This is a genomic window from bacterium (genome assembly GCA_026708015.1).
In the GTDB taxonomy this organism is placed as follows: Bacteria; Actinomycetota; Acidimicrobiia; order Acidimicrobiales; family Bin134; genus Poriferisocius.
This window is the reverse complement of the sequence record JAPOVT010000029.1, coordinates 38936-61432: the sequence shown is the minus strand read 5'-3', so window position 1 is coordinate 61432 and position 22497 is coordinate 38936. Positions and strand designations below refer to the sequence as shown.

17 protein-coding genes are annotated in these 22497 nt (G+C 67.0%); 7 read left to right on the top strand and 10 right to left on the bottom strand.

The window, feature by feature from the left end; genetic code table 11:
* Positions 1-67: 67 nt before the first annotated feature.
* From OXG30_06475 to OXG30_06460, 4 genes are read left to right on the top strand one after another with little or no spacing between them, the layout of a single operon-like run.
* Positions 68-1270: a CoA transferase gene (locus OXG30_06475; protein ID MCY4134544.1), complete on the top strand. Its 1203-nt coding sequence runs from the start codon at positions 68-70 to the stop codon at positions 1268-1270.
* A gap of 33 nt (positions 1271-1303) precedes the next feature.
* A complete protein-coding gene (locus OXG30_06470; protein ID MCY4134543.1) occupies positions 1304-2149 on the top strand; it encodes an SDR family NAD(P)-dependent oxidoreductase in 846 nt (281 codons plus the stop codon).
* Positions 2142-4130 (top strand): molybdopterin-dependent oxidoreductase, encoded by a 1989-nt coding sequence (locus OXG30_06465; protein ID MCY4134542.1) that lies wholly within the window; start codon positions 2142-2144, stop codon positions 4128-4130. The genes OXG30_06470 and OXG30_06465 overlap by 8 nt, the downstream gene beginning before the upstream one ends.
* A 4-nt stretch (positions 4131-4134) precedes the next feature.
* Complete coding sequence (locus OXG30_06460; GenBank protein MCY4134541.1) at positions 4135-4479, top strand: AbrB/MazE/SpoVT family DNA-binding domain-containing protein; 345 nt, start codon at positions 4135-4137, stop codon at positions 4477-4479.
* A 72-nt stretch (positions 4480-4551) separates the two neighbouring features.
* On the opposite strand, the gene OXG30_06455 is transcribed toward OXG30_06460, so the two are convergent.
* From OXG30_06455 to OXG30_06435, 5 genes are read right to left on the bottom strand one after another with little or no spacing between them, the layout of a single operon-like run.
* Positions 4552-5751, bottom strand: a complete 1200-nt coding sequence (locus tag OXG30_06455) for an MFS transporter (GenBank protein MCY4134540.1) — start codon at positions 5749-5751, stop codon at positions 4552-4554.
* 34 nt (positions 5752-5785) lie between these two features.
* Positions 5786-6742: an ABC transporter permease gene (locus OXG30_06450; protein ID MCY4134539.1), complete on the bottom strand. Its 957-nt coding sequence runs from the start codon at positions 6740-6742 to the stop codon at positions 5786-5788.
* On the bottom strand, positions 6742-7866 hold the full coding sequence (locus OXG30_06445; GenBank protein ID MCY4134538.1) for an ABC transporter permease: 1125 nt from the start codon (positions 7864-7866) through the stop codon (positions 6742-6744). The genes OXG30_06450 and OXG30_06445 overlap by 1 nt, the downstream gene beginning before the upstream one ends.
* The gene (locus OXG30_06440) at positions 7863-9380 is read right to left on the bottom strand and encodes an ABC transporter ATP-binding protein (protein ID MCY4134537.1); all 1518 of its coding nucleotides are present in this window, start codon (positions 9378-9380) and stop codon (positions 7863-7865) included. Before OXG30_06440 ends, OXG30_06445 begins: the two co-directional genes overlap by 4 nt.
* 29 nt (positions 9381-9409) lie before the next feature.
* Positions 9410-10618, bottom strand: coding sequence for a BMP family ABC transporter substrate-binding protein (locus OXG30_06435; GenBank protein MCY4134536.1), 1209 nt, complete (start codon positions 10616-10618; stop codon positions 9410-9412).
* Positions 10619-10736: 118 nt separating this feature from the next.
* Between OXG30_06435 and OXG30_06430 the strand changes: the two genes are divergently transcribed.
* The 3 genes from OXG30_06430 to OXG30_06420 are packed head-to-tail and all read left to right on the top strand — an operon-like array spanning position 10737 to position 14786.
* Positions 10737-12230 carry a pyridoxal-phosphate dependent enzyme gene (locus tag OXG30_06430; protein MCY4134535.1) on the top strand — a complete coding sequence of 498 codons (1494 nt, stop codon included), beginning with the start codon at positions 10737-10739 and terminating at the stop codon, positions 12228-12230.
* 55 nt (positions 12231-12285) lie between these two features.
* The gene (locus OXG30_06425; protein MCY4134534.1) at positions 12286-13491 is read left to right on the top strand and encodes a PLP-dependent lyase/thiolase; all 1206 of its coding nucleotides are present in this window, start codon (positions 12286-12288) and stop codon (positions 13489-13491) included.
* Complete coding sequence (locus OXG30_06420) at positions 13488-14786, top strand: 8-oxoguanine deaminase (GenBank protein MCY4134533.1); 1299 nt, start codon at positions 13488-13490, stop codon at positions 14784-14786. Before OXG30_06425 ends, OXG30_06420 begins: the two co-directional genes overlap by 4 nt.
* Positions 14787-14880: 94 nt before the next feature.
* Here OXG30_06420 and OXG30_06415 read toward each other — a convergent pair whose 3' ends face one another.
* From OXG30_06415 to OXG30_06395, 5 genes are all read right to left on the bottom strand, one after another.
* Positions 14881-16179 carry a hypothetical protein gene (locus tag OXG30_06415; GenBank protein ID MCY4134532.1) on the bottom strand — a complete coding sequence of 433 codons (1299 nt, stop codon included), beginning with the start codon at positions 16177-16179 and terminating at the stop codon, positions 14881-14883.
* Positions 16180-16317: 138 nt separating this feature from the next.
* A complete protein-coding gene (locus OXG30_06410) occupies positions 16318-17778 on the bottom strand; it encodes an acetyl-CoA carboxylase carboxyltransferase subunit (protein ID MCY4134531.1) in 1461 nt (486 codons plus the stop codon).
* Between the two features lie 56 nt (positions 17779-17834).
* Positions 17835-18836 (bottom strand): LLM class flavin-dependent oxidoreductase, encoded by a 1002-nt coding sequence (locus tag OXG30_06405; GenBank protein ID MCY4134530.1) that lies wholly within the window; start codon positions 18834-18836, stop codon positions 17835-17837.
* A complete protein-coding gene (locus tag OXG30_06400; protein ID MCY4134529.1) occupies positions 18833-19885 on the bottom strand; it encodes an amidohydrolase family protein in 1053 nt (350 codons plus the stop codon). Before OXG30_06400 ends, OXG30_06405 begins: the two co-directional genes overlap by 4 nt.
* A 42-nt stretch (positions 19886-19927) precedes the next feature.
* On the bottom strand, positions 19928-22483 hold the full coding sequence (locus OXG30_06395) for a molybdopterin-dependent oxidoreductase (GenBank protein MCY4134528.1): 2556 nt from the start codon (positions 22481-22483) through the stop codon (positions 19928-19930).
* Positions 22484-22497 lie beyond the last annotated feature (14 nt).

Below are 22497 nucleotides of genomic sequence, written 5' to 3'. Positions count from 1 at the left end.
TAATAGTGCGATTGTGGGAGATGCCATAAACCTGGCTGAGCAATCAACCGCTTTCTAAGCTCAACCCATGGCAGGTCCGATGGATGGTGTGAAGGCGGTCGAACTGGGGGTGTGGGTGGCTGGCCCCGCGGCGGGCGGGATATTGAGCGACTGGGGGGCCGACGTGATCAAGATCGAACCCCCCGCCGGCGATCCGTCTCGCACGTTTCAGCGGATGCTGGGCGGGGACATGCCCACCAATCCGGTGTTCGAACTGGACAACCGGTCGAAGCGGTCGGTGGTGGTCGATCTGACCAGCCACGAGGGCCGGGCCATTGCGGCGGAGATCATCGATGAGGCCGACGTGTTCCTTACCAACCTGCGGTTGAGCGCCCTCGATCGACTGGGGCTGGACTACGAGTCGCTGGCCGCCCGCAATCCCGCGCTGGTGTACTGCGCCATCACCGGCTACGGGCTCGAGGGGCCCGACGCCGACCGTCCGGCCTACGACATCGCCGCCTTCTGGGCCCGCTCGGGTATCGCCGCCCAGCTAACCCCGCCCGGCGGTGCCCTGCCCTTCCAGCGGGGCGGGATGGGCGACCACAACGTGGGCCTGGCCGGAGCGGCGGCCATCAGCGCGGCCCTGTTCCACCGAGAGCGCACCGGCGAGGGCCAGATGGTGTCCTCATCGCTGTTCCGGGAGGGCATGTACACCATCGGCTTTGACCTCAACATTCTGCTGATGTGGGGCCTGAATATGGCGGTGGGCACCCGGGAGGCCATGGGCAACCCGGCCATCAACAACTACACCGCGGGCGACGGCCGCCGCTTCTGGGTGGTGGGCCTGGAGGGCGACCGCCACTGGCCGCCACTGGCCCGGGCCGTGGGCCATCCGGAGTGGATCGACGACGAGCGGTTTGCCACCGCACGAGACCGGGCCGTCAACGCCGTGGAGCTGATCGCCGCGTTGGACGAGGCCTTCGCAAAGCGAACCCTGGAGGAGTGGGCCGAGATCTTCGCAATCGAGCCGGACATGTTCTGGGCTCCGGTAAACACCCTCAACGACGTGCTGGCCGATCCCCAGACCGGCCCGTCGGGAGCGCTGGTGGAGGTGCCCGATGGGGCCACCGGCACCACCATGCTGGCCACCCCGGTGGACTTCCACGGCACCCCGTGGGCCCCTCGCAGCTTGGCCCCCGAACTGGGTGAGCACACCGACGAAGTGCTGGCCGATATGGGCCGCAGCCCCGAGCAGATCGCCGAGCTGCGGGCCAGCGGCATTGTGGCCTAAGCCCTGCCGCCGGTGCGCCCATAGGATGTCGCCGTGACCAAGGCAGCAACCGATCGTCCTTTCGAGGGTCAGACGATAATCGTCACCGGAGCCAGCCGCGGCGTAGGCGCAGGCCTGGCCGTCCGCCTCGGCGAGCTGGGCGCGGGGGTGGCCTGTGTGGCCCGAGCCACCGACTCGGCCCGATTCAAACTGCCCGGCACGGTGGACGAAACCGCAGCAGCAGTTGACGAGGCTGGCGGCGACGGCTTGGCCGTGCCCTGCGACCTGTCTCGTCCCGAACAGATCGAGGCCATGGTGGAAACGGTGGTGAGCCACTTCGGGCAGATCGACGCCCTGGTGAACAACGCCGCGGTGACTTTCGTGGGCGACCTGGACATGGAGCTAAAGCGCTATGAGCTGACCATGGCCATCAACACCACCGCGCCGCTGCTGGCCACCCGGCTGTGCCGGCCCTATTTGGCCGAACGCAACGGGCGAATCATCAACGTCTCATCGGCGGCCGGCCTCGCCTACTACCCATCGCTAATGGCCTACGGCATGTCCAAGGCCGCCCTGGAACACCTGACCGTGTCCAGCGCGGCCATCCTGGCTGAGGACGGCATCGCGGTGAACTGCTTCCGCATCGATACCGCGGTGGCCAGCGAGGGCTTTGTGATGAACGCTCCCGACGCCGATCACTCCACTTGGGCCGACACCTCGGTTTCCGCTGAGGGCATCGTGTGGATGCTCCAACAGCCCACCTCCTACACCGGAAGACTGGAGAGCATGGTGGGCATTGCCCAGCGAGAGGGCATCATGGCGGAGATCGCCGACAAGACCAGCTCCAACGCTCCCTCGGCGAGCCAATGGAGCATCGACCAAGCCCGGGGCATTGTCTAAGGCTCAGGAGGTCCACTCCTTCTGCCGCATCTGCACCGCCATGTGCGGCATCACCGTCACCGTCGAGGGCGACCAGGTATTAAAGGTGAGAGGCGACGACGCCCACCCCATCTCCAAGGGCTACACCTGTCCGAAGGGCCGGGCACTCCCCGAGTGGCACCACCACCCGCACCGGCTCAACCAACCCCAGATAGGCGATCAGGCCGCGGGGTGGGACCAATGCCTCGACGACTTGGGCAGCCGCCTCGCTGACATCATCGACCAGAACGGTCCCGATGCGGTGGCCATGTATCTGGCCAGCGGCTCCGCGTACGACGCCAACGGCCGCCGGGCTGCCGAGCGGTTCCTGGGTGCCATCGGCTCCCTCCAGAAGTACACCGCCACCACCATCGACACTCCCATGCGCCCGCTGGTGGCCGAGTTCATGGGGGGCTGGTCGGGTATCACCCCCATGTGGGATCAAGAAGCGGCCCGAATGCTCCTGCTGGTAGGCACCAATCCCGTGGTGTCCCACGGACACGGCAACGGTCTGGCTGATCCCATCCGCCGACTTCGAGCCCAGCAAGAGCGGGGGCCGGTGTGGGTGGTCGACCCTCGTCGCACCGAGACCGCCCACCTCGCCGACCACCATCTGGCCCCCCGGCCCAGCACCGACTACCTGATCTTGGGCTGGCTGGTGCGTGAGCTGTTGGTGGATGGGGCTGACTGGGACTACTTGAACGAGCACTCGGTAGGGGTAGAAGACCTCACCGCCGCAGTGGCCCCCTTCACTCTGGACCGTGCGGCAGCCGGAACCGGGATAGACACCGCTGAACTGCTCGACCTCCTCGACGCGGTGCGAACCGCGGGCCGGTTGTCGGTGCTGTCGGGCACCGGGGTGTCCATGGGCCGCCACGCCAACATCACCGAGTGGCTGCTCTGGGCGCTGGCCGTGGTCACCGGCTCCTACGACCAGCCGGGAGGGATGTGGTTCAACCCCGGTTATCTGATGCAGCTCGACACGCGTGATTGGCAGCCCTCCGACGGCCAGCCCGAACCCGGACCGGCCAGCCGTCCCGAGCTCCCCCGCCGCTTCGGCGAGTATCCGTGCGCTGCCTTGGTAGACGAGATCGAGGCCGGCAACGTGCGGGCACTAGTGGTGGTGGGCGGCAACCCGCTGATCGCCTTCCCCGATCGAGACCGGACCCAGGCGGCATTCGAATCTCTCGACGTGCTGGCGGTGGCCGACGTGGTGGAAACCGACACCACCGCGCTGGCCACCCACCTGCTGCCTGTGGCTGGCCAACTGGAACGAGCCGACCTGCCCTGGATGTTGGATGCCTACCAGCCGGCCATCGCCACCCACTACACCCCGGCGGTGGTCCCTCCCGGCGCCGACCGCCGGCTCATGTGGCAGGTCTTCGCCGATCTGGGGCAGCGGCTAGGTGTCGGCGTGTTGCCCCGGGGGATCGACCCCGACACCGCCACCGACGAAGACCTCCTAAAACTGATCGCCGAGCGGGGCCGCAGCGATGCCGCCACTGTGCTGGCCGCCCGACGGGGCTTGGTGGGCGAATCCCGCCCGGTTCACGGCTGGGTGCTAGACCGGGTGCTGCCCGACGGCCGCTGGCGATTGGCCCCCGAGCCACTGGTGGAGCAATTGGCCGACCTTAAAGACCCGGCGCCGGTGGTGCTGCTGCCCCGCCGCCAGATGCGGACCATGAACGGGCAGCTCCGCGACCTGGGCGACGTGGGCCCCGAGGTGTTGATCCATCCCGACCACGGCATCGCCGACGGCCAGCCGGTACGGGTGCAAAGCGCCCACGGCGATCTGGTGGGCACCGCCCGCACCAGCGAAGAGATCGCACCCGGGGCAGTGTCCATCCCCCACGGCTGGGCCGACCCCAACGTCTGCACCCTCACCACCGCCGAGGTAGACGTCGACCCACTCACCGGCATGGTCTGGCAGTCGGGCTTGCCGGTGCAGCTCAGCCCGGCGTGATCCCTTGAAAGCGCCCAGTATCTTACTTGGCGTGCAGACTGTGGTTTCGTCAAAGGGCCAGATCGTCTTGCCAGCTGAATTGCGCCAGCAAGACGGCATACAGCCTGGTCAGACCTTCAAGGTTGAGAGGGTTGCACAGGGCGAATACCGCTTGGTGGCCGCTGATCCGCCAAGAAATCAAGGTCTGGTGGACAAGTTGCTGGACTGCCCAGCCCAGGGCTGGTTTATGCCCAACAAAGACAGCTTCATTGCCGCAACTGCCCTCGCTCATGCAATTCCCCTCGCCACCCTCAACCGCCGCGACTTTGAGCCCTGCGGGATCGACTTGATCGATCCACGCCTCGACTGACCTCGCCACACAGATGCCAACCGGCACCCGGCTCGCGACGACCCCCGGGAACCCTGAAGGGGAAGCTACCCGCTATTGGTCGGTTGCCGCAGACACCTGGGGATCGAGCCTCGGCGACCCCATAAGTTCGCCTCCCAGCGCAACCGCCCCAGCCATTGCCACCACCATGATGATCGACGAGCCAGTGAATAACGCCTCAGGACCCAAAACGTCATAAGCCCATCCGGCGGCAAACGCGGCCGACCCCGAGACAACTAAGCCGATAGCTCCATACACCCCCTGGGCCGCGGCAGCATGCTCGGTGGGCGCCGACATGGCCACCGCTAGTTGCCCTGCGGGCATGGTGAAGGCATCGAACATGGCGTGAGCCGCTGACACCGCGATAAGCACCCACACGAACTCCACATAGCCGTAGACCATCATGCAGGCAACCGCCCCCATGATGGTGAATGCCATAACCCGAATGGGACCCCGCCGCTGGGCATACTTGCCGCCAAAGGGCGCCAACGGGATCATCGGCAGGGCGAACAAGCTGATCGATAGAGCAATGAGAATCGTGCTGGCACCCAAGTCGTCGAGCAGCACCGCCCATGAGGCTTCAAACACGCCGATGGTGGTGTAGAAGGCGATGCCGGCCAGGATCCCGGCCCAAACCGATTGGCTGGTCAGTATTCGCCACATTGGAATCTGAACCCGGTTCTCGTCTCCTGCCGACAAATCCAGGCCCAAGGTCCACACGTAGACCACCACAAAAAGAGCCGCTAGGAATAGGAAGGGGGCTCGCAGGTTTATGAGCTCCGCAAACGCCGCCGCTGCCACCGGACCGAGCACAAAGCCGCTGACATCAAATGCCCCCATAGCACCGAGGTTGCCGCCCATATTGGACGGATCACGGGTGATAAGAATGCGGCGAATGGCAGGAGCTACCGCTCCAGTTCCGGCACCAAGGAAGAACCGGGCCGCCATGAACTGCCAGGCCTGATCGGCCGCGGCCATGCTCAGCATGGAAATGATGGCCACGACCATCCCGATGTGAATCAGAGATCGGACGTGACCCCGATCGGCTAGCCAGGCCAGCCCGACTTGAGCCATGAACCCGGCAAAGAACCCCACCCCGGCAATGAACCCCAACTCGGTCTCACTGAACCCGAATTTCTCCCGGAACTCGGCCAACAGGGTGAACACCGAGCCGTAGCCCATGGACAGCGCGCCGGTGACCACGAAATACGGCATGAACTGGCGCGCCGCGCCCAGGGTGGTGCTCACAGCCATCGGGGAACCCTACTCCCCGCCGGAGGCGATTGACTCAGCGCTCTTCTCGGCGATAGGCGATGCCCAAGGCTGCGGGCGCCACCGAGGGGCGGTGGCGAGCGCGCCAGCTGATGATGATCAATACCACCACGGTGAGCACGAAGGGAAGAATGCCCAGCAGCGCCGGCGAAATGCTGTTCAGCTCCACTCCCAGTATTTCGATGTCGAAAGTCTGCAACCGGGGTTGCAAGGCCAGCGTGAACCCGAACAGCAGTGCCCCCAGAGCCAGCCGCCCCGGCCGCCACGCCCCGAAGATCACCAAGGCCACCGCGATCCATCCCCGACCGGCCACCATGCCCTCGGTCCAACCCGGGGCCATATAGAGCGACAGGAACGATCCGGCCGCCCCCGCGAACGCTCCGCCGACCATGACCGCCCCCGACCGCAGCGCCATCACCGAATGGCCCACCGCATCGGTAGTGGGCGCCGACTCACCCACCGCCCGCAGGGCAAGCCCGAGCCGGGTGCGGGCCAGCACGAACCAAACCGCCAACCCCAGCAACACGGCCAGATATACCACGGGGGGCTGGTTGAAGAAGATGTCGCCGAACCAGCGGATGTCGGCCAGCCCGGCAATGCCCAGATCGGTGAACAACGTCTCGGGACGCTCTCCCACTACGTTTCGACCCACATACGCGGCCAAGCCCAAACCACCGATGGTGAGAGCCAAACCCGATACCACTTGATCGGCGCCCAGCACCACGCTCACCAGGGCGTGGAATCCGCCCACCAGAGCGCCGACTGCGGCGGCGACAAAGAACGCCGCCCACGGGCTGCCGGTTTCCAAACCGACCATGAACCCGCTCACCGCGCCCATAGCCATCATGCCCTCGACCCCGAGGTTGAGCACGCCGGCCCGCTCCGCGATCAACTCGCCCAGCGCCGCCAAGAACACCAGCGTGGCGAACTGCACAGTGGCCACAAACAACCCGACCAGGGCCGCCTCAGACATCAGGCGCCGTCCGTGGCCAAGGCGTCGCCGCCAGCCTCGGCCTTGTCATCGTCTGATGATGCCTGTCCCGTCGGCCCTGTCCAGCGGATTCGATAGTTGAAGAAGACTGCGGCCACCAGTGCCCCGAACAGGATCATGGCCTGCAAGATGTCGGAGATGGCCGAGCTCACTCCTAGGGTCTGGATGCTCTGCCCGCCCACTTGCACGGCTCCGAACACAAATGCCACCACCGCCACCCCCGAGGGGCGCATGAGGGCCAGTGCGGCCACGATGATTCCGGCGAAGCCGTAGCCGTTGGACAACCCTGATTCCAGCCGGGTGGCCGAGCCGGTGAGCTGCACCGCCCCGGCCAATCCAGCGATGCCGCCCGACAGCAGCAGCGCAGTCAGCACCTTGCGGCGCAAGGAGATCCCGGCATAGCGGGCCGTGTTGGGCGAAGATCCGGCCAAGCGCAGCTCATAGCCCCACGCGGTGCGGGAAACCGCCAGCGAGAACACCAGCAGCAATCCCAATGCGATGAGCGTTCCGATATGGGCCCGGCCGAACAACCCCGGAAGCGACGCCTGCTCTGGCACCGGCTCGATCACTGCGAACCCGGAGGCCTCGGGATCTTTCCACGGACCGGTTTCCAGCCACTCCACCACCCGGATGGCCACATAAACCAGCATCAGCGTGGTGATTATCTCGCTCACCCCCAAATGCGAGCGGGCCAACGCCGGACCGAGCATCAGCACCATGCCTCCGGCAACGCCGCACACCACCATCAACCCGATCAGTAATGGGCCGGGCAGTCCGTCAGCCCCCATGGCCACGCCCGCGGCGATGGTGGCACCGGCCATCATCTGGCCTTCGGCTCCGATATTCCACAGGCCCATCGAACCGGCCATCGCTACTGCCAGACCGGTCAGGGCCAGTGGCGTAGCCCTCTCCAAGGTCCGCGCCAGCGAATCGGTGCCCATGAACGCGGCGTCAAACATGCGCTCGTACACCTCGGCCGGATTGTGGCCAGATGTCCACAGCAGAATCAGTCCCAGCAACAATGCCGCGGCAATGCCGACCACAAAGGCCACTGCCTGGGTTGCAGGCACCACCCGGTCGCGTCGAACCAAGACCGGTCGCATCATGTCGGCGGATTCCCAGCCATAGCCGAACCCAAGATCGTCCGCGGAGTGACGTCTGGGGGGTATTCGCCCACCACTCGGCCCTCGTACATCACCAACAGAACGTCGGACAGAGCCTGCAACTCGTCGAGGTCCTCTGAGATCAACAACACTCCCACCCCGTTCGCCCGCTGCTCCACCAAGTGGCTCTGGATGGCGGCCACCCCCTGCACATCCAAACCGCGAGTGGGCTGGGCCGCAATCAGGACCGCGGGCTGCTCGGCAAGCTCGCGGCCGAGCAGCAGCCGCTGGAGATTCCCGCCCGAGAGTCCGGCTATCGGATCATTCAGCCGGCCTACCCGCACTCCGAACCGCTCCACCAAGGCTTGACAGAACTTCACGCATCGGTCCATTACCAGCATGAGTCCCCGCCGCTGGGACTTGTACGACCGAACCACCGAGTTGTCCACCACCGACATCTTGGGCGCCAACCCCACTCCGAGACGGTCTTCGGGCACATAGGCCAGCCCCAAGCGATAGCGGTCTCCGGGCGACGCCCGGGTGACGTCTTGCTCATTGAGCGCAACCCGGCCCTCCGTGGGCCGACGCAATCCGGTGATGACCTCGGCCAGCTCCTTCTGGCCATTGCCCGACACCCCGACGATGCCCACAATCTCACCAGAGTGAACGGTCATGTTGATGTCGGCCAGCGCTGGCAGCCCGCGGTCGTTGAGGGCGCTGACGTTCTGCAAGGACAGAACCTCGGGGCCTCTGTCCCGGGGGGGAGGGCGATCCACATATCCGCCCCCAGATGTGCCCACCATCATCTCGGCCAATTCGGTCAAGTCGACATCTTGCAGGTTGTCGACGGTGGCCGCGGTCGTGCCCTGGCGCAATACGGTGGCCTCATCGCAGAAGGCCACCACCTGATCGAGCTTGTGGCTGATGTAGATGACCGAGCGGCCCTCCTCGGCCATGGCCCGAAGGGTGGCCCCCAGCTCAGCCGCCTCGCCAGGGGTCAACACCGCGGTGGGCTCGTCCATCACCAGCACCGAGGCGTTCCGCCATAACGACTTGAGGATCTCCACCCGCTGGCGCTCTCCCATGGAGAGCTGCCACACCGGTCGGGTGGGATCGGCAGCCATGCCGTAGGCCGACGACAGCTCGGACACCCGATCCTCGATCTCATTGGTCCGAAGCAGGCCTGGGGCAGAGCCAAGCACGATGTTCTCAGCCACGGTCAGGTTGGGGACGAGCCGGAACTCTTGGTAGACCATGCCCACCCCGGCAGCAATGGCATCGGCCGGCGATTGGAAGAAGCGCTGCTGTCCGTTCACCCACACCTCGCCGGCGTCAGGCCGGTACACCCCGGCCAGCACGTTGACCATGGTGGTCTTGCCCGCGCCGTTCTCACCCAATAGAGCGTGAATGGTGCCGGGGCGAACCCGCAGGTCGGCCCCGGCACAGGCGATCACTCCGGGGAATTGCTTCTCAATTCCCCGGAGCCAGACCGCGTGGTCGGCACCAGAAGATGCCACAGTTGAAACCGGGTTGCGCCCGGCTTAGATCACGGTGAGGCGTTGCCGACGACACCTTCGACGAAGTAGCCCATGCCCAGCATGGCGCCATCGTCGAGCGTCTCGCCCGCGGCCACCACCACGTTGCCGTCCTGGTCCCGGATCTCCCCGGTGAACACGTCCCAGTCACCTGATTCAATTTGCTGCCATACACCGATGATTTCGTCTATCACCTCGACAGGGACGTCGGGGGCTGGATCGGCCAGAGTGACTATCCCGTCGCCCATGCCACCCCAGTAGGCGCCAGGGGTGTAGGTGCCCGTAGCTACCGCTTCGATGATCCGGGCGTAGTAAGGGCCCCAGTCCCATATCGGCGCAGTGATAAACGCATCGGGAGCGAAGGCGCTCATATCGGAGTTGTAGGACACCCAGCGGGCCCCGGCCTCCTGAGCGGCGATACCGGGTGCGGTGGAGTCCTGGTGCATGGCGATCACGTCGGCCCCGGCCTCCAACAGCGCGGTGGCGGCATCGCCCTCAATGGCCGGATCGAACCAGGTAAAGGTCCAGTTGACGTGAACCTCCACATCGGGGTTGGTGCGCTGCGCCCCCAGGGTGAAGGCGTTGATGCCGCGCAGCACCTCGGGAATCGGGAAGGCGGCCACATAGCCGATCTGGTCTGTCTCGGTCATCGCCCCCGCGGCCATGCCCGACAGATAGCGGGGCTGGTACATGCGCCCGAAGTAGTTGCCGAAATTGGTGTCGTTCATCTTGTACCCGCTGGCGTGCTCGAACACCACGTTGGGGTATTCGCCCGCCAACTCCTCCATCGGGTCCATGTAGCCGAAGGAGGTGGCGAAGATGACGTCGGCCCCCTCGTTCTCGATGAAGTCCACCACCACGGCGCGGAAGTCCTCAGGAACCTCTGGGATGTTCTCCACGAACAGGGTGGTGGCCCCGGTTTGCGCCTCGGCGTAGCGACGACCCTGATCGTGGGCCCATGTCCAGCCTGCGTCTCCCACAGGCCCCACAAAGACGAAGGCAGCGACAACCTCGTCGTCCATGGGCTCGTCGTCCATCGGCTCTTCCGCCATGGGCTCGTCGTCCATCGGCTCATCGTCCATGGGCTCTTCCGCCGACGCGGGCGCCTGCGTGGGAGCTGGCTGTGGTGCCGCATCATCGTCGTCGTTGCCGCACCCCACAGCAACCAACGTGATCGTCGCCACCACTACCAGCAGCTTCAGCAAAAACTTCTTGGCCATGTTTCCCTCCTTGGAACGGCTCTACTAGCCAACCCAAAGAGAGTAGCCTGTAACGCTCAGGCGGTCGCGAGAAACTTGACTGCCGCTTTGTGACGATTTCGAATCAGCAGGTTTGCCGGTGACCACATTCGACAGCATCCCCGAGGGCTTCGGCCTCGAAACCGAGGTAATCAACACCACTGCACGCGACCGTGCGGTAGAGCGATGCCGCGAGGTGGGCATTCGCTTGCCGACCTTCGCCGAGCTGGCCGATCCGCCCGCGGGCGATGCTGCCTGGGCGGGAGTTGACCCCGATGCCGCCGATGCCGCCAATTTGTGGCGGGTGAACTGGTTCAACGACGCCTCCCGGGCAGGCCGGGCCGCGGTGCCCGAGCACGTGGTGATCCCGCCTGCGCTGTCGGGGGTGGAGTCGCCCATCGTCATGCTGCTGGGCAACCGGTTTCCCATGATCGGCGCCCACAAGGTGCTGGCCGCCTATAGCTGTCTGGCCCCAAGGCTGGTGACCGGGCAGTTCGACCCCGCCGAGAACCGGGCGGTGTGGCCGTCCACCGGCAACTACGCCCGAGGGGGCATTGCCATCTCCAAGATCATGGGCTGTCGAGGGGTGGCTGTGCTGCCCGAGGGCATGTCGGCTGAGCGCTTCGAGTGGCTGGACCGGTGGACCTCCGACCCCTCCGATGTGATCCGCACTCCGGGCTCGGAGAGCAACGTGAAGGAGATCTACGACGCCTGTGCCGCCCTGGCCCAAGACGAGGCCAACGTGATCCTCAACCAATTCTGCGAGTACGGCAACCACCTGGGCCACGTGACCGCCACCGCCGCGGCGGTGGAGCGGGTGTTCGAGCACTACACCGCGGGGCACTCCTCGGCCCGGCTGGCCGGGTTCGTGGCCGCCTCGGGCTCGGCTGGAACGCTGGGAGCGGGCGATCCCCTCAAGGAACGCCACGGATCGGCCACCGCGGTGGTGGAGGCGCTGGAGTGCCCCACGCTGCTGTACAACGGCTACGGCGAGCACAACATCCAGGGCATCGGCGACAAGCACGTCCCGCTGATCCACAACGTGACCAACACCGATGTGGTGGTGGCGGTGTCGGATCAGGCCACCGACGAGCTGGGGGTGCTGTTCTCGTCGCCTGAGGGTCGGGCGCTGCTGGCCCAGCGGGGGGTGGGCGACGACGTGATCGCCCATCTGGACAACCTGGGGCTTTCGTCCATCTGCAACATGCTGGCCTCGGCCAAGATGGCCGCTGCTTTGGACTGCGGCCCCGACGATGTGATCGTGACCGTGGCCACCGACGGGGCGGCTCTCTATGGCTCGGAGCGGGCCAAGACCATCGAGACTGCCTTCAAGGGCAGCTTCGGAGCGGCAGAGGCCGACGTGGTGGCCGGTCGATGGCTCAATGGCGTGGACACCGACCATCTGCTGAAGCTCAGCGACCGAGATCGTGATCGGGTCTTCAACCTTGGGTACTTCACCTGGGTGGAGCAGCAGGGCGTCGACCTCGCCCACTTCGACGCCCGTCGGGATCAGTCGTTCTGGGTGGCGTTGCGGGATTTGGTGCCAGTTTGGGACGAGCTGATCGCCGACTTCAACGCCCGTACTGGAGTTTGATGCTCTCTCCCCCTTCCGGTCGGGCCGTGGCAGGGTCCGGGCTGGGGGGACTCCGATGACCCCACCGCCGCTGATCTGCTCTTGCGGTGCTGTCGCCACGGGCGGCTCGTGGGCGTGTGAAAGGAGGGGGGGTGACGACCAGGACCACGTACTGGCGCTGCCGGTGCCGGAGTGGTCGGTAGACCCCTCGAGCCAGCAACCGTTCGTGCGCTACCGGCGGATGCTGCGGTCGTGGGCTGAGGCCGAGGACGATACCTGGTTTGTGGATCGGGTGGGCCAGCTTGATGCCGCGGTGGAGGGGGTAGATGGCCACGGGTTCGAGGTCACTCCGTGCTCAAGCGCTCTCATCAGCGACAGGAGCGTGACCATAAAAGACGAGACCGACAATGTGTCGGGGTCGCACAAGGCCCGTCATACCTTCGGATTGATGCTGCATTTGCTGGTGCGGGAGCGTCGGGGCGGGGGTGCTGCTGAACGGCCTCCGCTGGCAATTGCCTCTTGCGGCAATGCCGCGGTGGCGGCTGCGGTGGTGGCCGCTGCCGAGCAGTGGCCGATCACCGTGTATGTGCCCGTTGTTGCGGAAGAAGCGGTGGTTGACCGTTTGCGGGAATTGGGCGCGACGGTGGAGTTCTGTCCTCGGGTTGACGGTGAAGAGGGCGATCCCTCCTATCACCGTTTTCGGGAGGCGGTCGGTGCTGGTGCGGTTCCCTTCGGCTGTCAGGGACCGGACAACGGTTACACCATCGACGGGGGCCGCACCCTAGGGTACGAGTTGGCCGAACAGGCCCCGGACATCGACCGGGTGTACGTCCAAGTAGGCGGGGGGGCGCTGGCCGCGTCGGTGGCCCAAGGGTTGGCCATCGGTGGATCGTCAGCGGCGCTGATTGCGGTGCAGACCGAGGGGTGCGCTCCGCTGGCCCGGGCGTGGGAGAGAACGACCGAACTAGGTGGGCTGGATGAGGCTCGTCGCCAGCGCGCCGCCGTCATGTGGCCGTGGACGCCGACCCCGGCCTCGGCCGCCACCGGCATCCTCGACGACGAGACCTACGACTGGGCCGCGGTCACCGAAGCCATGGTGGCCACCGGCGGCCACCCGGCGGTGGTGCCCGAGCCGGTGGTGACCGAAGCCTGCGAGGTCGGCCGCTCGGCCACCGGCATCAATGTGAGTCCCACTGGTTCGGCTGGCTTGGCTGGGCTGCTGTGCGATGACCCACCCACTAACTCTTCCCCGGCGGTGCTCTTCACCGGGGCGCAGCGATGACCTCCCGCACGGTGCTTCGGGGCGCCCGCTGGCCCGGCGACATCGCCATCGCCGACGGGGTCATCGCCAAAGTGGGCGTTGTCGAGCCCCAGACCGACGACGTGGTGGTGGATGTGGACGGCGACATCGTCACCGCCGGGCTGGCCAACACCCACCATCACCTATATCAGTGGATGACCCGGGGTCGGGCGGTGGGCTGCGACCTGTTCGGCTGGCTGGTGGAGCTGTATCCGGTGTGGGGGCGACTGTCGGTGGACGACGTGGCCGCCGCGGCGCTGGTCGGTTTGGGCGAGCTGGCCGCCACCGGATGCACCTCGGCGTCCGACCACCACTACCTGGTTCCCCACGGCGACGACGCCGTGTTCGACGCCATCGTCGAGGCCGCCGCCGCGGTGGGCATCCGCCTCCATCTCAGCCGGGGGTCGATGGACTTGGGCGAGTCTCAGGGCGGGCTTCCTCCCGACCATGTGGTGGAAGACCTCGACTCCATCATGGCCTCCACCGAGCGGATCATCGCCCAACACCACGACGGCGACATGGTCCATGTGGTGGTGGCGCCATGCAGCCCGTTCTCAGTCAGCTCTGATCTGATGGAGGCGTCAGCCGCTGTGGCCCGACAGCACGGCCTGCGGCTCCACACCCACCTGTGCGAGACCATCGACGAGCAGGAGCACTGCCTGGAGCGGTTCGGCCGCCGGCCGGTAGAGCAGCTCGACGACTGGGGCTGGGTGGGCGACGACGTGTGGCTGGCCCACGGCATCTGGATCAACGACGAGGAGATCGTGAGGCTGGGCTCAGCCGGAGTGGGGGTGGCCCACTGTCCGTCGTCAAACGCCCGGCTGGCCGCGGGCACCTGCCGGGTAACCGACCTGGAAGCCGCCGGCGTCCCGGTGGGCCTCGGCGTGGACGGGGTGGCATCCAACGAGGTGGGCGGCCTGTTTCCCGAACTGCGCCAATCGCTGTACGCCGCTCGGCTGCGGGCCATGGACGCCGGTGCCTTCATGCCCGCCGACGCCCTCCGGCTGGGCACCACCGGCGGGGCCAAGTGTCTCGGCGTGGCCGACCGGTTGGGAAGCCTCGAGATGGGAATGGCCGCCGATCTAGCCGTGTGGCCCGGCGACGACATCGCCGACGTGGTCGATCCCCTGGCTGGGCTGGTGCTCGGCCCCGACCGCCGAGTCCGCCACCTCTACGTCGGTGGCAACCCCGTGGTACAAGACGGCGAGCTCCTGGGCTGCGACCTCACCGCCGCCCATGCCGACCTCGCCCACCGAGCCCGACGCCTCTGGGACTAGCCGAATCCATATTCTCTCCGCTAGAGAACATTTTGCAGTATGGATTGAGTGTTTTTTGCTGTATGGGTGGGGCATACTCCTCGGCCCGTAGCGGTTACTCCAATATTGCCTCGACTGCGTCGAGCACCCGCTGCCAGCGTTCCTGTGGCGTCCCGGTGAGGCGGTTCACTCGAGCTTTGAGCCTGGAGATAGTGAACCCACCGGGTTCGCCATTCAGGGTCCGCAGCGCCTTCTGCCAGTTCCTCAAGGCACGCTCGTTGCCAGTCACATCGCGGTGGCGCACGATCATGTCCTCAACCAGCTTCACCACCGCCGGGTCGGCCACCGCCGGGTCGGCCACCGCCGGGTCGGCCTCCGCCGCCGCCGATGATCCTGCGGATTGTCCGGCCCTCGGCGGATCACCGTCGTCGTCCGCTGCGGATTGTCCGGCCCTCGGCTCCCCACTGCTTCCACTATCCCCACTGCTTCCACTATCCCCACTGCTTCCACTATCCCCACTGCTTCCGCTATCCACGATGGTGAAGGCCGCTGTGCCCGAGGATTCAGCACCGCCGCCGAGACCCGTCGTCATGAGGGCGCCAAAGCCCACCGTCACCGTTTCGCCCGCGCCCTCGTTTACCGAATCCACGGTGGCAGCAAGATTTACTGTCGCCGATGGCGCCGACGGACCGGTGAAGGTAACGGTTGGAACGCCGGGACCCGCGAGATTGGTGTAACTCACCCCCTGCGGGGACAGGCTCGGGGCCGAGAGCGTGTAGTCACCCCCAAAGGCTGCCGCGCCGCCGAAAGCAAGCGGTATCTCCAGCACCTCGCCAGCGACCAGCGCGCGGCCGAGCGTTACTGTCAGGGCTCTGTCGCCCGAGCCCTCGGCTAGGTCGCCCGCCGGTGCCGAGAGCGTCACCGCGGTGGGATCGTCGTCGATGAACTCCCAAGTGGCGCTGGTACTTGGACCTGTGGTGTAGCCATCTCCCGCCTGGAGGGTCACCGTCAGTGAGCCGTTGGGCTCGTCGATCTTGTCATTCACCGTTGCAAAAACCGAAAGAAAACTCCTGACCCCCTTGAAATCCCGTTCCAAGATACCGCTGTTGGTCGCCTCGAAGGACGTGCGGAAGCTCTCAGGGAAACGGGGATCCAAGTACAGGAACTCGCCCGTCTGCGTCACCTGATACGTGAACGGCAGGGCTGTCCCTACGAGTTCTGAGATATTCGCCCCAAAATGAAAGCTCTCGCCCTCCGATATCCTGCCGCTTTTCATGGGCGGGTGTGCAGATATATTGGGCAGCGTCTGCGCCTGAACCCCGACGGCAAGTCCCGCGACCAGTGACAGGCAAAGCAGCAGCGCTAGCAGGGCGCGTAGCTTGCCGTTCTCTCCAATTATGATTTTGTCGTCCATGTTCGGAAGCATATACCCACGAGTGAGCTCACCCCGACTGCGCAATAAAGACGCAGTTTGGGTCGGCTACAGGCAGACCATCCCAAGAAAAGCCCAGAATGAGGACGAACTGCTCGGCATCCGCTGGCGATTGCTCGACTAGCGATTCTCGGCCAGGGTGAGAGCGCCGAGGATGGCGTTGCGCATGTCTCGGGGGTCGATCACGTCGTCGCTGCCGAGGCGATTGGCTAGGCGGTAGGGGCCGGAGCGCTGGTCGTGCTCCACTTGGGCCTGGGTCTCGGGGTCGAGCTTGGCTGAGCGGCCGCCGGGCTCGGCGGGCATGGCGGCCATGTTCACGCTGGGCAAGGAGAACGACTGGGTCTGATTGTCGAACGGGTTCTGGGCCATCACCACTGAGCCGAAGCCGAATGCCTTGCGCATGGTGATCTCGATCTTGGGGTTGGCGAGGCGGCGCTCGGCTCTGTACATCTTGCCGCCCCACTTCAAGATGCCCTCCTGCTCGGCCTTGGTGCCAGCCATCACCCCGGGGTTGTCGGCCAAAAACACCACCGGGTGGTCGTAGTTGCCGATCACCTCCAAGAAGTCGGTGGCCTTGATGGCGGCGGCGGCGTCCACCGAGCCGGCCAGATAGGCGGGGTTGTTGGCCACGATGGCGCTGGGCCGGCCTCCGAAGCGGGCCAAACCGACGACGATGGCCGGGCCGTAGGCGGGCTGGATCTCGAAGAAGCTGCCGTCGTCCACGATCAGATCGATCACCTGGTGCATGTTGTAAGGCCGGCGGTCGTTGGGGGGGATCACGTCCAGCAGCTCATCCACCGTTCGAGGCTCGGTGTCGGGCCCGCTGCTGAGAGGCGAGGGCTGGCCGGCCCGTGACGGGAAGTACGACAGGTAGAGCCGGGCCATGTCGATGGCCGCCTCATCGTCGGGGGCCTCGTTGTGGGCCGAACCGGCGATGCGGATGCACACGTCGGCGCCGCCCAGCTCCTCTTTGGTCACGTCCTCGCCGGTGGCCGCCTTCACCAGCGGCGGCCCCCCGGTGAACATGGAGGCGTACGACGTCATGATCACGAAGTCGCTCAGGGGGGCGGCCAGCGCGCCGTGGCCGGCCGAGGCCCCCATCACCAAGCACACCATGGGAACCTGCCCGTTCAGATCGGCGTAGGCCTGGAGGTCGCCGGGTGCCCGGCTGCCCCCGGTGTCGGTGAGTCGGTGGCCGGCCCCCTCCAGCATGGTGACCAGCGGCAGGCCCTCTTGGGCGGCCAGCTCGGCCACCCGGTAGCGCTTGGCGGTGTTGCCCGGGCCGATCGATCCGCCCAGCACGGTGAAGTCCTCGGCGCCGGCCAGCACCGTTCGGGCGTCGATCCGGCCGTAGCCTGCCACAAACCCGTCGGAGGGGATGTCCTCCATGGTGCCCACCAGCGAGCCGATCTCCCGGAATGTTCCGGGATCGAACAGCCGGTTTATGCGCTGGCGCACGTCCAGCTTGCCCCGGGAGTGCATGTACTTCTCCACCCGCTCGGGGCCGCCCATGGCGGCGCCCTCAGTGCGCCGACGGTCCAGCTCCTCCAACCACGGCTTCCACTCCTCGCGGTTACTCACGCACCAACTCTTTCACCCGAGGTAGCTGGCACTGTGATCGCGCTCGAAGCGGTTCCTCATGCCGGGCCGAAGACGTCGATCATGGCCCGCACGTCGGGACCCAGGGGGTAGAGGATGGGGCAGGTGGCCCCGTTGGCCACGTACTCGTCCACCTTGGCCCGGCACTCCTCGGCGGTGCCGGCCGCGCACAGCATCTGCACGATCTCGTCGGGAACCAGCTTGGAGGCCGCCTCCACCTGCTCCAGGGTGGCGGGCCAGGTGAGCACGGCGTTGACCTGATCCAGCAGCGAGTCGGGCACGCCGGAGGCGGCCATGATGTGGGGCTGCTGGCCCAGGTACTGGGTCACCAGCAGACGGGCGGCGTCCAGCGCCTCGGCCCGGTCTTCGGCCAGCGAGCACACCACGAGTTGCGGGCGGTCGAGGTCGTCCACCGTTCGCCCCGCCCGGGCCGCGCCCTCGGCTAGGGCGTCCATGGCCCGGCGGTTGTAGTCGGGCGACACCAGGTAGTTGAGCACCACGCCATCGGCGATCTCGCCAGTCAAAGCCATCATCTTCATGCCGGTGGCCCCGATGTAGATGGGCACGTCCTTGGGACGGCGAGGCTGATGCACGTAGTCGAGCTCCACGTCTTCGAGATGCACGTAGTCGCCGTCGAAGGTCACGTTCTCGTCGGCCAACAGCGCCCGCACCACGGTGACCACCTCGCGCATGGCCCCCAGCGGGCGGCGGCGGTCCACCCCCACCTTGCTGGCCAGCGGGTCCCACCACGCCCCAAGCCCGCACAGGATGCGGCCCGGGGCCAGGTCATCGAGGGTGGAGAACGTGGCGGCCAGCCGGGCCGGGTTGCGGGTCCACATGTCGAGCACCCCGCTGCCCACCTTGATGGTGTCGGTGGAGGCGGCGAAGGCGGCCATGGGCACCGTGGCCTCCCGCACCAGCCGGGAGTCGGCTTGCCAGACAGCGTCAAAGCCTTTCTGCTCGGCGTAGCGCACGTACTCGATGGCCTCGGCCACCGAGTGGGCGTCTTGCAGGTAGAGGGCTACCGGGTATGAGGTCATGGGTCGATCTCCTCCAATTGGGCGAACAGTCGGTTGGCGGCTTCGGCGGCTTTGGCCCGGATCTCGTCGGGGTCCACCCGGGTGGCCACCCCGTCGGCCAGCAGCGTCTCCCCGTCGACCATCACGTCGACGGCCCGCACGCCGGGGGTGAAGGCCAGCCGCCACGGGTCGATCGGGTCATACGACCAGCGGACGATATCGGAGCGGGCCTCGGGGAACAGTTCCCAGCCTTGGGCCAGCCATTCCCAGGCCGAGTCGGGGGTGGCGGTCACGTCGTCCTCCCGGTGGCGGACGTAGGCCACCCGGAACTCCTCGAGCATGTCGGCCCCGATGCCGTCGGTGCCCAGCGCCACCGGGTTGGCGAACCGGGTGGGGCGGGCGTAGCCCACCGCGTTGTTCATGTTGGACCGGGGGTTGTGTACCAGGGTGCCGGCCAGCTTGTGGTCGTCGGGCAGATGCACCCCGTGGATCAGCAGCCACTCGTCGGTGCTCCACCGTTCCAGCCGCTCGGCAGCGGGGGCGTCCACCGGGCCTTCGGCCACATGGATGTGGACCCCGGTGCCCAAGTCGGCGGCCAAACCGGCGGCCGCTTCCAGCGTGTCGTCGGAGCAGGTGAAGGCGGCGTGGACCCCGACCATGCCTCGGCCCCCAGCCCGCAGGAACCGCTCGTTCTCGGCCAATCCCCGTTGAGCGCCCTCGGTGCCGTGGCGGTCGGTCACCCCGTAGGCGCAGCTGATCCGCACCCCCACCTCGGCGCAGGCATCGGCGATCACCTGAAGCGAGCCCTCGATGGCGTTGGGCGACTCGTGGTGGTCGACGATGGCGGTGCAGCCCGCCTCCAAGGCCTCAAGCGCCCCTAGCTTGGCCGACCACTCGATGGTGTCGAGGTCGAGCGCCCGGTCGAGGCGCCACCAGATCAGCTTGAGGATGTCGGTGAACCCGGTGGGAACCCCGGGTGGGGCGGGCATCCCCCGGGCCAGGGCGGAATACAGGTGATGGTGGGCGCAGACCAGCCCGGGGGTGGTGCTGGAGTGGTGGCCAGTGTCCATATTAAGAGTGAAGAATAAGCCGCTCGGCCCCGACGGTCTCGCTCACTCCCCCATGGGAAGGCTGCTGTGCCATGTTCCGCTGTGGGCCCGCAGCGCGGCGGCCACCGCTCCGGCGGTGGGCACCAGGCCGATCTCCCCCACGCCCTTGATGCCGTAGGGGGCACCGGGCTGGGGCGACTCCACCAGGATCACGTCCACCGGGGGCATGTCCTTGGGCCGCAGGATTCCCAGCGACTTGAGGGTCATGTTGGTGGGCCAGCCGTTCTCGTCGGCGGGGAAGTCCTCGGTGAGGGCGTAGCCCAGGCCCATGTGGACCGCCCCCTCGATCTGGCCCTCGCACAGCAGCGGGTTGACCGCCTTGCCCACGTCGTGGGCGGCCACCACCTTCTCCACGGCGCCCTCGTCGTTTAGCACCACCATCTGGGCGGCGTAGCCGAAGGTGGAGTGGATGATGGGGTTCTCCACGCCATCCGACAGCTTGTTGGTCCAGTCCACCCGGTACTCGCCGAAGTAGTCCACGCCGGGCTGGCACCCGTCGGCCAGGGCGGCCTGGCAGGCATCGGCCACCGACCCGGCGCCCATCAGGGTGCCTCGGCTGCCGGTGGTCTGGCCCGCGCCCAGCTCATACGTGGTGTCCACCACCACCCGCACCCGATCGGCGCTCACTCCCAGCTCGGTCACCGCCACCTGCTGGGCCACGGTGTGGATCCCCTGGCCCATCTCGGTCCAGCAGTGGCGCACCTCCACGCCGCCGCCCTCGTGGTAGTCGTCGTCGAAGCGCACCACAGCCTTGGCGATCTCCTTGAAGCCGTTGCCCAGACCGGAGTTCTTGAGGCCGAGCCCTAAGCCGACCGACTTGCCGGCCGCCCGAGCCTCGTCCCAGGCCGGTTTGACCGCCTCCAGGCAGGCCCGGGCCCCCAGCGAGCCGTCGTCCATGATCTGTCCCGGTCCCCAGATGGCGCCGGGGGCCACCGCGTTGCGCGACCGCATCTCCCAGCCGTCGATGCCCACCGCCTCGGCCAGGCGGTCCATGACACCCTCCATGGCGAACTGGGCCTGGTTGGCCCCAAAGCCCCTAAAGGCCCCGCACACCGGGTTGTTGGTGCGGGCGGCCACCGCCTCCACGTCGATGTTGGGCAGCGTATAGGGGCCGCTGGCGTGGCCCGCGGCCCGCTCCAGCACCTTCATGCCCACCGAGGCATAGGGGCCGGAGTCGCCCACCATCCGGGCCCGCAGCGCGGTGAGGTGGCCCTCGGCGTCGCAGCCGGCCCACATCTCGATGCGGATGGGATGGCGCTTGGGATGCATCCGCAGCGACTCCTCGCGCGAAACCGTGCACAGCACCGGGCGGCCCAGCAGCCAGGCGGCCAGCGCGGTCTGGGCCTGGTTGGCCATGTCCTCTTTGCCGCCGAAGGCCCCGCCGTTGCTCACCAGTTCCACGGTGATCTGCTGGGGATCGATGGCCAGCACCGAGGCCATCTGGTCGCGGTCGTCCCACACCCCCTGGCCGCCGGAGTAAACGTGCATGGTGCCGTCGCCGTGGGGCACCGCCAGGGTGGACTCCGGCTCCAAGAAGGCGTGCTCGATGCGCTGGGTTTGGAACACCTCGTGGACGGTGTGGGCGCTGGCCGCCAAAGCGGCGTCCACGTCGCCCCGGGCGTACACCGAGCGAGACAGCACGTTGCCGTCGAGCTCCCACACCGCGTCCTCACAGCCGTTGGTCACTGCGGCCACCGGGTCGGTGATCGGGGGGTGAACCTCATAGGTCACCGCCACGGCCTCGGCGGCCTGTCGGGCGGTGGCCCGGGTGTCGGCTACCACGATGGCCAGCACGTCGCCCACATAGGAGGTGCGGCCCCCCTCGGGGATGAACACCGGCCAGTCGGTGTGGATGATCCCCACCCGCAGCTCGCCGGGCACATCCGCAGCGGTGAACACCGCCTCCACGCCATCCATGGCCTCAGCCGCGGAGGTGTCGATGCGCACGATGTCGGCCCGGGCGTGCTCCGACAGGTGAAGCGCCGCGTGCAAAAGCCCCTCGGGGCGCAGGTCGTCGATGTAGTCGCGGTCGCCCAGGGCCAGCTCCCGGGCCTCGTACTTGATGCCCCGGCTGCCCACGCCTCCGGGAACCTCGGCTTCGGGCATCTCGCCTTGGGCCAGCGCCTCCACCGCATCGAGGATCTTGGTGTAGCCGGTGCAGCGGCACAGGTGGCCGCCCAGGTGCCGGGAGGCCTCCTCGCGGGTCAGCTCCGAGCCCTTGCGGTCGACCAGCGACTTGGTGCGGATCAAGATGCCCGGGGTGCAGAACCCGCACTGGAGGGCGCCGCAGGCTGCGAACACGTCGGCCATGCGGTTGCGCTCCTCGTCCGACACCCCTTCCAGGGTCAGCACCTCGCAGCCGGCCGAGCGCTCCAGCGAGGTTTGGCACGCCACCCGGGCGCGCCCGTCCACCAGCACCGCGCAGCAGCCGCACTGGCCGCTGGGCGAGCACCCGTCCTTGGGCGACATGATGCCCAGCTCGTCGCGCAGGGCGGCCAGCAGGTGCTCGTGGTCGCCCTGAATGGTCACCTCTTGACCGTTGATTGTCAGCGTCGTCATGGCTTTCCCCCCTG